At 61.1% G+C, this 12415-nt stretch carries 7 protein-coding genes; 3 read left to right on the top strand and 4 right to left on the bottom strand.

Features of this window, described 5'->3' with window-relative positions; genetic code table 11:
* Positions 1-84: 84 nt before the first annotated feature.
* Positions 85-2112: a hypothetical protein gene (locus tag OVA24_RS11490; protein WP_267669943.1), complete on the top strand. Its 2028-nt coding sequence runs from the start codon at positions 85-87 to the stop codon at positions 2110-2112.
* 4 nt (positions 2113-2116) lie between these two features.
* On the opposite strand, the gene OVA24_RS11495 is transcribed toward OVA24_RS11490, so the two are convergent.
* Complete coding sequence (locus OVA24_RS11495) at positions 2117-4846, bottom strand: serine/threonine protein kinase (RefSeq protein WP_267669944.1); 2730 nt, start codon at positions 4844-4846, stop codon at positions 2117-2119.
* 216 nt (positions 4847-5062) lie between these two features.
* On the opposite strand from OVA24_RS11495, the gene OVA24_RS11500 reads away from it, so the two are divergent.
* The gene (locus tag OVA24_RS11500; protein WP_267669945.1) at positions 5063-5596 is read left to right on the top strand and encodes a hypothetical protein; all 534 of its coding nucleotides are present in this window, start codon (positions 5063-5065) and stop codon (positions 5594-5596) included.
* A 36-nt stretch (positions 5597-5632) separates the two neighbouring features.
* Here OVA24_RS11500 and OVA24_RS11505 read toward each other — a convergent pair whose 3' ends face one another.
* A complete protein-coding gene (locus OVA24_RS11505) occupies positions 5633-7402 on the bottom strand; it encodes a Sel1-like repeat-containing protein kinase family protein (protein WP_267669946.1) in 1770 nt (589 codons plus the stop codon).
* A 24-nt stretch (positions 7403-7426) separates the two neighbouring features.
* Positions 7427-7999, bottom strand: coding sequence for a hypothetical protein (locus tag OVA24_RS11510; RefSeq protein ID WP_267669947.1), 573 nt, complete (start codon positions 7997-7999; stop codon positions 7427-7429).
* 245 nt (positions 8000-8244) lie between these two features.
* On the opposite strand from OVA24_RS11510, the gene OVA24_RS11515 reads away from it, so the two are divergent.
* Positions 8245-10041 (top strand): hypothetical protein, encoded by a 1797-nt coding sequence (locus OVA24_RS11515; protein WP_267669948.1) that lies wholly within the window; start codon positions 8245-8247, stop codon positions 10039-10041.
* 33 nt (positions 10042-10074) lie between these two features.
* Here the strand turns inward: OVA24_RS11515 and OVA24_RS11520 are convergent, their stop codons facing one another.
* Positions 10075-12318 carry a serine/threonine protein kinase gene (locus OVA24_RS11520; protein ID WP_267669949.1) on the bottom strand — a complete coding sequence of 748 codons (2244 nt, stop codon included), beginning with the start codon at positions 12316-12318 and terminating at the stop codon, positions 10075-10077.
* Positions 12319-12415: the final 97 nt, after the last annotated feature.

The following is a 12415-nucleotide window of genomic DNA, read 5'->3' on the forward strand; positions in this document are numbered from 1 at the left end:
TTCGGATAAGGATAATAACCTATTCGCAATCCTGTCTAACTGCTTCAAACCATCCTGCAAGAAGATTCCATCCCTCGCTTTTTCATGATTCGTCCGACTGTATTCAGGCTGGTGATCGCCTTGGTCACGGTTGCCATTTTCACTCCTTTGATGGCGAAGGACATTGGAATATTAATGGATCGTTCGCGGTCCGTGGAGCAGGGAAACCGGGATGAGGCGGTCGAATTGGTGAACGGCCTGCTGGCCGGGGATGTCCAGTCACGGATCCGCGGGAAATGGATGATCCAGGCGGATGGCATATCCAGTGAGGATGATCCCGGGCAGCGGGAGTTGAGGCGGCAGGAGCTGGCCAACATCCGTGCCCTGCTCAACGGAGAGGCGGGAAAGGGGCTGGCGGGGGAGCGTTTCCGGCTATTCCTCGGATCATTCGGAAATCTTGATACGGTTAAAAACCTGGAGTCCGAGGCTTGGGCCGAAGTTTCCGGGTCCACCAGTGCAAAGATCACGGACTGGGCGAAGACGGTCGCGCCCAGTGACAATGAGACTCATTTCGAACTGGCGAGGGCGACTGCGGCGGCCCGCCTCGGCGGGGCGGGGGAGTTTTACTTTTTTGTGATATCGGACGGTGTCGAAGATTTGGTCAACTGGCCGGTCAGCAGCTACCTGGATGCATCGAAAATCAAGGATCCCGCAGCATTGGCCAAAGGTGATTTCCGGGATCTCGAAAAGGCGAGGATCCTCGAAGCATACAATCTCAAACGTATCAGCGGTGCCACCGTGAAGATCGGCGGAAAGACCTACCCTGGGTATGACGAATCGGCCCGGGGCGCGCTCGCTTCCTTCAAGAAGAACTTCGCGGAGCGTTTGCTATGCCGGATCACATTGAAAGGACCTGATATCCAGGCATTCTTCACCAGCCATCCGGAGAAAAAAGTCCCGGTGAGCGTCTCGATTTACAGTGCCAGGCCAAAGCAGGCGGTGGCGCTGGCCTTCACCACCCCGGCGGACTCGAGTGCTGGGCAACCCTATCCGGTCAGCCGTTCCGCGGACAGGATCAACTGGTCGCTTGATCTGCCTGCTGGGCAGCGGGCGGAGGACTATACGCTGGAGTTGTACGTCCGCCGTGCTTCGGACAGTGCCGAGATGGGGGTGAAACAGGTGACCGGGAATGAGGGTTCGCTTTTCCAATGGTTCCCGGATCTGGCGAATGGTGACTACGAACTGCGCCTCACCGCGACCGGTAAAGGTGTGTCTCCGGTGGTCACCTCCGCGTTCATCAACGTCAAACGGGATGCTCCGCGGCTCGCGTTCCTCGGTGAACTCGCCGAGGCCGGCAAAAAGGATGGCGCCCGTGTTTTCGATCCCCGCCGTGACCGTGATATCCTGGGCTACAAGGTCGCCTGGAACTGGACCAGCGGCGACAAGGAGGATCTCGGACCTCCCTCGAAACTGGAGCGCTCGCTGTCTTTCGTTGATGAACTGGACAGCACCCGGAAACTGGAGACGGTGACCAAGCTGTCACCGGAGGAAAAGTCCGCCGTCCTCAGCAAGCTGCTGACAGCGGACGAATCTTCGGACAGCGCCCTCCCGCTTGGCGGAACCTACCGCCTGCGCCTCACCGCCACATGGCCGGACGGAACCGTCGCCACGCCGGCGGAAGCTTGGTTTGTCCTGCCTCCTCCGAACCTGATGATTCTGCGGAAGACCGCGGAAAGCGAGAGTGAGCCGCGCGTTGTCGAGGAAGGTGAGCTCATCAAGATCGGCAACTGGATGGACCGCTGGACCAAGCATCAATTTTCATACGACCTGTCCGTCATGAAGAAAGAGGGGGGCGAATGGGTGCCGCTGGAGGGGAGTTCGAACGAGTGGCCGTTGAAGCTTGAGGAGACGTCCAACGGACCATGCATCCGTGTCGCATCGTCGTTCTCGGATGTTTTGAGATACCGTGTCTCCTTCGGCCCGGATGACGACGCGAAGCGGGAACTGGTTGAGTGTCCGGAAGCGTTCGGCTTCGTGGAGACAAAGGGTTTCCCCCTGTTACCCTGGATCCTCGGGGGGCTTATCCTCCTGACCTTTGGCTTCTTCGGCTGGAACTTCCTGCGCAAGCGCTGAGGATTCAGCCTTCTCCGCTTTGATTGGCGGAGCGCTCCGCCCGGAGGCGCTCCAACTGTTGGTTGGCGGCTTCCAGCTTTGCGAGGGCCTCCGCGAGCGGGCGTGCCGCCTTCAGCCGCAGCACGCGTCCGGTTTCCTCCAGTTCCTCCATCTTTGCCGAGATGCGGGAAGTGGCTTCATTCCCTGCCTCGGTGATCCGCCGTTCGGCGGATTCCTCCGCCTCACGGATTCTGGTGGCGGTCTGTTCCTCGATGGTGGTGATCTTTGCCAAGGCCGCGCTGTCCGCTTGCTGGACCCGTGCCGTGGATTCGCCCTCGACGGAGGCGATCCGCTGTTCGGCGGATTGCTCTGCTTCCCGGATCCTGGTCGCGGCATCTTCCTGGATCGCATCGATTCTGGCCTGCACGGAGTCTTCGGCATTCCGGGCGCGTGCCGTCGCCTCATTCGCCGCTGCCGCAGCGCGCTGGTCGGCGGACTCTTCCGCTTGGCGGATCCTGGCGGAGGCTTCTTCCTGGATGACGTCGATCTTTGACTGAACGGAAAGTTCCGCCTGCTCGATGCGGGCCGCTGCTTCCCGTTCCGCCGCGCCGGCCCGTTGTTCCGCGGCTTCCTCCACCTGCCGGATTCTCGCGGAAGCTTCTTCCTGGATGGAATCGATCTTCGCCTGCACGGAACCCTCGGCTTGCTGGATGCGGGCGGCGGCTTGGTGTTCCGCTGCGGAGGACCGTTGCTCGCCGGACTCCTCCGCCTGCCGGGCCTTCACGGAAGCTTCTTCCTGGATCGCATCGATTCTGGCCTGTACGGAGCTTTCGATCTGTTGGATGCGTGCGGCCGCTTCGTTCTCCGCCGTGACAACACGCTGTTCGGCTGCTTCCTCCGCCTGGCGGATTCTTGCGGATGCTTCTTCCTGGATGGTGTCGATCCTTGCTTGGGCGGAGCTCTCCGCCTGCTGGATCTGCGGAACAGCTTCGCTTTTCGCAGCGGCGGCAACTTGCTCGGCTGAATCCATCGCCTGACGGACTTTTGCCGATGCTTCCTCCTGGATGGCATCGATCCTTGCCTGGGCGGAGATTTCCATCTGCTGGATCCGGTCCGCTGCTTCGCGTTCCACGGCGGTGATCCGCTGCCGGGCGACTTCCTCCGCCTCACGGATCTTCGCGGATGATTCTTCCTGGATCGCGTCGATGCGTGCCTGGGAGTTGCCTTCGGCCTGCTGGATGCGGGCCACGGTTTCACCTTCCGCGGCGGCAGCCCGTTGACCGGCGGCTTCCTCCGCCTGCCGGATCCTCACCGAGGCTTCTTCCTCGATGGCGGCGATTCTGGCCCGGGCGTCTTCCTCCGCTTGCTGGATGCGCGCGGTGGCTGTTTCTTCCGCCCGCCGGAGCACCTCTCCGTCGGCCTCTCCGGAGGAGAACATCCCTCGCAGGTGATCCACTTCGTGCTCAAGCAGGGAGTGGGTCTGCAGAAGCTCGGCATGCGACTGCTGGGTTTCGGCCAATGACGCGTGGAAAGCATCCCGTTCGCCCATGGCGGCGTCCAGCAGGAAGCGGGTCGCATCAAAGTTGGCCTTCAGGTCGTGATACGCGGTCTGCCATTCGCCGGCCGGGATATCGACCGGCGCGGTTTCGGCGATGGTTCTGCGCAAGGTGTCGCGTTCCGCTTCCAGGGCGAGAACGGCCTGTCCGCGTTCCTCGAGCGCCTTTGAGATGATGATGATTTCGTCACGGAGGTGCGCATCCTCCGTGGCGGGAGAGGCGGAGTCCGAGAGACCGAGCCGGGATTTGAGTTCCCGGATGGACGCGGGCCTGCCAGCGGGTTTCTTTGCCAGACACGCGCTGACAGCATCCTCCCACAGATCGGGGATGTCGCGGGCAGGGATGTCGAAGTCCTGCAAGCGCTGGTTCATGCTCGGGGGGATGACCGTCTCCACTTGGGTCCGGATCTGGGCATAGCTTCCCTCATAGAAGGGCGGGCGTCCGGTCAGCAGTTCGTAGATGGTCGCCCCCACGGCATAGATGTCGTCGTAGATCGATGCGGATTCCCCCTGGATCTGCTGCATCGACATGTAGGGGAGGGTTCCCATGGTTCCCTTCCCGTCCGTCCGCGACTGCACCCTGGACAGCATCATGGTGTGCATGCGCAGCTTCTGCGTGATGCCGAAATCGGTGAGCAGCAGTCGCTCGTGCCCGTCGTCCCACCGCTCCAACATCAGGTTCTTCGGTTTGATGTCACGGTGCACCATGTGCGCTTCTTCGTGGGCATAGACCAGTGCGTCACAGAGTTGGGAAATCCATGCGGTGATCCGTTCAACGTCATAGGTGACGATCGTCCGCCGTGTTCCGGTCGTTCCCACATGCCGCCACTCGTCCAGGTTCATCCCCCTCACATACTGCATGGAGATGCCCCAGTTCCTCCTGCCTTCATGGAAGTCATGGATCCGCACGATGTTCGGGTGGGTCAGCTCGATCGCCTGGCGTGTTTCCCGGATGACGTCGAAGCGGGCGCTGGGATCGCGCAAAATGCTTTCGTGCGGGAGTTTGAGTGCCACAATACGGTCCAGCAGCTCATCCCTGACCAGATGGATGATGCCCGTACCTCCTTCGCCGATGATGCTGTCCTTGGCATCCCGCGGAGTCAGCATCCGGAAGCGGTCGAAGTACAACTCTCCTTCCTGGTAAGCCGGTCGTATCGCGGGAAAGGTGATGTTTTCTTCGTTATGGAGAAGGAATTTCACGGTGGGGTCACGGATTGAGCCTGCTACAACAAGGATTCAACCTGCTGGAGTGTAAAGGTTCAAGCTCCGTGCGGCAACATGCAAGAATGCGCCGGGCGGAGGAGTTGTTTCCCACATCCGCCAGGTGAGGATCGATCTTGTGGATTGACCGGAGATTCCCCGCGCAGTTAAGGTGCCGGCAATTCGGATCACTCTGAAACCAAACCTTCTGACGTTATGAAGCGATATCAACTGATGGTTACGGCGGCCCTCACCGTGGGACTTATGGCGGTGACTTCCTGCGGGGACATGAACCAATCCTTTTCTTCGACGGGTTCGCCGCTCACAGCTCCGGGAAAGGTGCAGCCCGAGGAGTGGATGAATCCGGGCTTCTCCCCGGGAGCGGTGGGCCGGTTCGGTCTTGCCGCGTCCACTGGATCCAGGAATTTCCATGCCATGCACATCGGCCAGGCGACCGAGGCACAGCATAAGATGGCGGCACAGAATGCCCAGGTCGTACTCCGTTCCGCCGCCACCCGCCAGAAGCTCAAGGCGAGCAATGTGAAGTATGTGGCGGTGGCCGTGAAGCGGGACAAAAGCCAGACCAAAGCGGCTCCGGGCAGAACGGTGATGAAAGTCAATGTGGCGACAGGCAAACCCACCGGTGAAGTGTTCGCCGCGAAGGAGCAGAGCGGCATGAAGGAAGGCGAAACCATCAAGCTCGGCGGAGATCCGACGATGTACTTCGCCACCGCAGGTGACAAACTTTGAGGACCCGCGGCGGGAGGGAATCCCGGCGGCTGCGTGCTACAGGCGGGCGTTGCTCGCCTGTGTCAGCCTGCTGAGGTTTTCCTCGGACGGGGCATGCTTCGCCAGGGCGCCTTGGCGGAAGTAGTGCTTCGCCTTTTCCATATCTTTCGGCACGCCGAAGCCGGTGGCGAAGCAAACTCCCAGATTGTTCGAAGCCGTGTGGTATTCCTGGTTGGCGGCCTTTGACCGGTTCCAGGCCTCCGCGAAGAGACTCGATGCCCGCTTCTCATCAATCGGGGAAGCAATGCCGGTGGCATGGCACTGGGCCAGCAGATCCGTGGAGCGGTAGTGCCCACGTTCATGGCAGCTTTCAAGCAAGGTGAGAGCCTCGGTTCCCGGCACACCGACCTTCCCGCGGAGAATCATCGCCGCATAGAGATAGTCCGTATGAACATCCGGTTGGATCTCCCGCCATTGGTTCATGATGGAAACCGCATTCGCAGGGCTGGCGGGATGTTGTGGGGTCCCGTCCTCATATAGCCGGGCCAGCGGCGGGATTGCCTCCACATCGCCCAGGGAGGCGGCTTTTTCCAGCCAGGTGTAGGCCTCATCAGGCTCGATCTTCACCAGTGAGAGCCCCAGGCGTGAGGTGGCGGGCACGGAACCAAGGTTGGCGGCTTCCTCGAGGAGTGAAAGCACGTCCGTTCTGCCGACTTCGTCAGGGGAAATGCCGACCACGCAGTAGTCGATGCGGCTGAGGATCTCCGGGGAAGGGCCTTCCTGCTTGACCAATGCCTTGGTGGCGGTGGACAGGGCGAGGGTGAGTTTTCCGCTCTGGATGATGGCGTCGATCTCCGCACATACCTCGCTCGCGGGCTTTGCCTTTGCCTCTCCGCCAACAGTTGGTCCGGCGGGTGGGGCGTGGGCGGGGATCGGTACGGCGATGAACTTCGACTTTTTGGGGCGGAATCGGTCCAGCCATTCCTGCCTCGCCGCCGCGGCGTTGAACGTCGGGTAGGTGCTCTCGTCGAGAAGGCGGATGGCGAGTTCTTTCCACGCCTCTCCTTCTTTACCGAGGCCGGACCAATCCGCCGAGTCGGCCCTCACCAGTGCGTCGACATTCGAAATGGCGCCAGGACTGGCGCAGGCAAACTGGTAAAGGATGGCCCCCAGGGACCGGAAATCCTCCTGCTTCTGGCGCTTTCTCTCCGTTTCCTGGGTTTCAACCGCATCAGTGAGCAGGATCTTGGCTTCGGTCAGCGGGCCGGCGCCAAAGAGAACGTTCGACAGTTTGAGATTTCCGTGGGGGATGTTGAGATCCGGCTGGTGGAGGAAACACAGGGCCGTCCAGATGCCGCTGATGAGCTGGTAAAGCATCGCGCCATTCGGGGTGACACGGGCTCGTGCCAGTGCGGCCAGGCTCTGCGGCTGCCGTTCCCTGAGCAGATAGGGCATGCCATCGATCTCTCCGACCTCGACGATCTGGGGGAAGAAAAGGTGCTGGGACTGTTCCGCAATCAGCCAGTTGAGCTGGAGATTGGCAATGCGGGAAGCATTGTCCACGGCTGCCTCGTTTCCTCCCTTTCCATGGGCGGCGGTCGCCCATTGGTCTCCTTCCCGGGTGTTCCACCGGCTGGTGTCCCACGCGCTTCCGTTCGACTTGCCGAAGCTCGCTTCGAAAATCTTCGCAACCAGATCCTGCACCGGCCTGTGTCCGCCGGTATCCTGGACCTGGTAAGTGCGTGCTTCCGGAGCGAGGGCTTCCGTCAGATCGAGTTTCTCGATCAGATGGAGGCGGTCGAATGTGGATGGAGTGATCTCAAGCATCGTCGGACCAGATTTCCACTCGGGTTAGTTCGGCAGGAGGCCAAGCCGGCCCAGCCGGACGGAAATGGGAGGGGTGCTTGGCTGGAGCGGGTCGGTGCCGGTCTGGCGCTTCAGCGGGATTTCCAGGATCCGGGCGTCACCGCCACCGGATGGCGGCAGTTTGGCGATGATCACGACGGTGTCCGCTCCTTCCCTGGAAGGGACCTTGAAGGTCGCCCTGCCACGGCTGCCGGAGCTGCCGAAGACCTTCGACTGCGCGCTGCCACTCGGGCTTTTCCAATAGTTGTCAGCTCCCATCACCTTGTATTGGGAAGCTTGCCCGGAATGGACGGAGAGGACATGGACGGGGATGGCGTTGGCGGAGGCCGCGTCTGCGTCAGGCGTGATGGTCAGCGTGAATTCACCGGCCTTGATGGGGGCGTCTTTCGCTTGCTGGGCAGCAGCTTGCGCGGCCGCCTGGGCCGCAGCCTGCGCGGCCACCGGATCCGGCGAAATCAGCGGCACGGAAGCAGATCCCTTGTTTCCTCCTCCGCACGATGAAAGGGCGGCGGTGAGGACAAGAACGATGGCGGAAGAGGCGAATCGGAGCGGTTTCATGGCTTCAGGAAAGATATGATATGTCCGGGCTCCTCCTCTCAAGCAAAATAAGCTGGCCGCGGGGTCCGGCAAACAGAAAAGAGAGGAGGAATTTTTCCTTGCAGATACAGGGGATCAGGCGGCTACCATAACGCAGTTTGTTAGGTGAAATGGAGCTGGTTGATCTAGAAATTCCGGGGTGCGGAGGATTGTCCATCGTCATGGAAGACGCGGCGGATGGAATTCCGCGTCCGTGCATCCTCCAGATGCAACTGGATGCCGTCACTTATCTTGGCGCCATCAGGGACGCATCCGGACATCCCCGGGAGTGGGTGGAGATACGTATCCAGGAGGTCGCCGGACTTGAAGGCGGGTTCGATGCGGGTGCGCCGGAGAGCAGCGGCCCGGTGCTGGACCAACGCTGGAAGCGCATGTCGGATGGTTATGCGAAAGCGTCCGCCGACCTGATGATCCGCGGTGAATGGGAAACCGTGCACGGCGAACCGGTGTTCATCGACCCGCTGAAAGGCAGGCGGGTGAGGCCGGAGGGGGGATGGACCCTCTGCATGGATGACGAGTTGCTGGCAAGGCACCGACTTTCCACCTTTTCCGGCAGTTGGCACCGGTACCTCGTTTCACATGCGGATGGTGTGAAGTTCGTCCCGCTGACCGCGTCCGCCACCCGCTCTCCCTCCACCGTCGAGTTCGAGGAAATTTTCAAGGACCTCCAGGCGGTGAACCGTGAAGGTGGTCTGATGATGATCAGCCGTGCCCCCGGCCTGAAGTATGAGGATTTCACCGACTTCCTCGCGGGCAAGGATTTCGGGGACCAGCCGAAGGATCTGCTGAGGGTTCCTCCCGTGGGGATTTACAAGACGTTCCTCGACAAGAATGCCCAGGGCCAGGCGGGCGTCGGATACATCAACGGCCGCTCGAGCATGAACGAGCGTTTGGCGGAGATCCTTTTCCTCAAACTCAGCCTTCTCCGCGGGGCGATGGAAACCCTGAAGGCGGCGACGGAAGCCCAGAAGATGCCTTTCCTTGGGATCTCCACGGATTCGTTCGGTGTGCACCTGGCCGAACCGGCGGCATCCCTGCCGTTCTTGTGGAACCACCGTGTGAGCCTGTTCGCGCTGCCGCAGGTGGTGTCCATGCCTCTGGGCACGGCAGGGGAGCAAATGCTGGTCCAGTGCGGGCAGACTTCCCAATCCATCTACCGGGCGGGCCGCGTGGCCGGGGTGACGGAAGGGAAAGGCAGGATACGTTTCCGGAAAATTTCCCCGGCAGATGATGGTGGTTTGTCCGTCATCGAGGGCACCCTGCAGACGGATGAAATTCTGGAAGTTTCCAGGAAAGACCTCCTCGAACTGGATATCCGCCTGCCGCGTGGCAAGCGCCTCAAGATCCACGCGAATTTCCTCAGCCTGAAACCCGTCCAGGGGGAGAGCCGCTTCCTGTCCCTGCCCATGGAGGTCGCGCCTGACATCATGGCGGAAATGGAGAACGGTGGGCTCCAGATCACCGAGCGGGTGGACTTCAGGATCATTCCCAGCATTGGCGCCACCGCGGACCTCTATTCACTGGGGGTTGTTGCGGTGCGCACCCTGTTCTCCCGTGAGACATCCCTTGCAGAAACGATGGACGATCTGATGGAGTTGATCCACGCCTACGGCCAGACATTCGAGCGCAGCGACTGGGACACCGGATCTGGAAATCTTTCGTCTTTCATCCATTCGGAGAAGGGCAAGCTCTGGAAAGAAAAGCTGGGGCCTGCACGCATCGCGGAGGGGATTTCCGCTGAAACCGCTTCCCAGGCGATTCCGCCCCACCTGTGGTGGCGGGCGGTGGAATTCATCGGGCGGCTCTTTCCCGGAGAAATGCCGGGGTCATTTGCGAAGGATTTCGATGACTTCGAGGCCCGTGCGCCGGAGCGCGTCTATGCCGAACCCATCATTGCCGTGGACGGACTCATCGAGACCTGCCGCAGCCTGTTGTTCTGGAACCCGGTGGCGAGCAGGGAGATCCTTTCCGTGATCCGCGGAATGGTCGGCAGGGTGGGCTGAGGCGCGGAAGGTCGCGTCGTCCCGTTTCCACCATCATTTGCCTTTCTCCAGGGTTACACGGAAGCCGATGGGCTTCCCGTCCATGGTCTTTGGCGAAGAGGGGGCTTGCCAGGGATCCGCACCTTCCGTCTGGCCGGTGATCCGGCGGGATGAAGCGGGGGCTTTCCCATCGGTGGATGGTGGGTCGGAGACCCATTCCGGATTGCGCGCGCCACCGGATTTCTCCACCTCCGTGCTGGTGGCGATACGGTAGTGCTGGTTCCGGGCACGGTCTTCCGGGGAGACTTTGTTGCCGGTCAGCCACGCGCAGAACTGTTCCGCCGTCCACCACGGAACGGACGTCACGGGGGCGTCGTCATCCAGGCCGTCGATGCCGGGGATCACTTTTGCATGGTCCTGTTCAGGGATCGACTGGGCGATGAGATATTCCCGGAAAAGACCCGCGCTGACCGCAGCCCCGGTATCGGAAGGGGAAGTGGGGATCGAGTCGGAAAATGGAGACAGGTCCGCGATCATCCCGGCCTCCGCCTTCGCACCGCCGAGTTTGGACGTCACGAAACCGATTCCTCCTCCGAGGATCAGGCAGGACAGAAGAATGATGGATGCCTGCCTGAGAGGGGCGGACCGGACGGTCTGCATTTCCTTCAACTGGGACTGGATCTTTCCCTGTGCGGCCCGGCTTTTCTCCAGTTCCTCGCGGGCATTCCTCGCATCATTGGCGGCTTTTTCGGTGTCCTTCCGTGCGGCTGATTCCGCATCCTGGATCGCCTTTCCGGCAGCCGCCTTCTCCGCGGCGACGGCGTTGCGGGACTCTTCGAGGGATCGCTTTGCGGCCTCGATGTCCGCGCGCAGGGAATCAATCAAATCCCGGTTCGCATCGTCCGCGTTCAGCCGGGCTTTCTCCAGTTCCGCTTCCAGCGCGGCGAGGCGCTGCGAATGTTGGTCCCGTTGTTGTTCGATCTCGCGGGTACGTTGCTCAAGTTCTTTCCTGGCTTCAGCGGCCGCCTCAAGGTCCTGTTCCTTGTTCCTCAGCGCCGACTGGAGGTCCACCAGTTGCTGGGTCAGTTCGTCGGATCCGCTTCCGGCGGCGGCAAGTGAGTTTTTCCAATCCGCTGCCTCCCGGACCGCTTTGTCCAGTTCCGTGCGGATGCCGGAAAGCTCGCTTTCAAGCTGGGAGATCTTCTCGGAGGCCTCCCGGTTTTCCGTCCTGAGGGTGAGAATCTGGGCCTGGTTCGCCTCCGCTTCCGCGGATGAGATCTGGGGGATGAGTGCTTGCGGGGTGGCGGCTCCTCCCAGGGGGGAAACACCCAAGCTCAGACCTGAAGCGATTTCACGGATGCTCCTTGGGCGGTCTTCGGCCCGTTTGGCAAGACATGCCGCCACCGTTTCCTCCCATTCCTTCGGGATGTGGAAGTCGGGGAGATCAAACGACGCCAGCCGCTCCGTCATCGGCGGGGGAACGGCGGTTTCGATCTGCATCCGGATCTGTTCATAGCCGCCCTCGTGGAAGGGTGGCCGACCCGTGAGCAGTTCGTAAATGGTGGCACCCACCGCATAGACGTCGTCCAGGGTGGAGGCGGGCGCTCCCTGGATCTGTTCCCACGGCATGTAGGGCAGGGTGCCCATCGTGTTCTTGTCATTCACTCCCGGCTGGCTGCGGGAGAGCATGATGGTATGCAGCCGCAGTTTCTGCGTGATACCGAAGTCGGTGAGCAGGAGTTTTTCCCCGCCGTCCTCACGCTTTTCCAGCATCAGGTTCTTCGGCTTGATATCACGGTGGACCATCCGCGCGTCTTCATGCGCATAGACGAGCGCCTCACAAAGCTGGGTGACCCAGTCCACAATCTGATCGACTGGAAAGGCGACGATGCTGCGCCGCGGCCCTATCCGCCCCACGTGCCGCCATTCATCCAGGTTCATCCCCCGGACATATTGCATGGAGATGCCCCAGCCTTCCTTTCCTTCATGGAAGTCATGGATCCGCACGATATGCGGATGGGTCAGTTCGATCGCCTGGCGGGTCTCCCGGATGACATCAAAGCGGGCGCTGGGATCCCGCAGGATGCTCTCGTGGGGGAGTTTGAGCGCCACGATGCGCTCCATCAACTCATCCCGCACGAGGTGGATCAATCCTGTGCCACCTTCGCCGATAATGCTGTCCCGCGCATCCCGGGGCACGAGCGCACGGAACCGGTTGAAGAATAACTCTCCTTCCTGATAGGTGGGGCTGAGTGGCGGGAAATTGATTCCCTGCTCATTCGAAAGTTGGAATTGCATCGGCGGTCAGGACGCTTCCGGTTTTCTACCCTGTCCCATGGGATGACGGCAAGGGGGAAGCGTGGACATTGTTAGGTCGCGGATGATATGGAATGAT

Origin of the sequence: Luteolibacter sp. SL250, assembly GCF_026625605.1 — a bacterium.
GTDB lineage: Bacteria > Verrucomicrobiota > Verrucomicrobiia > Verrucomicrobiales > Akkermansiaceae > Luteolibacter.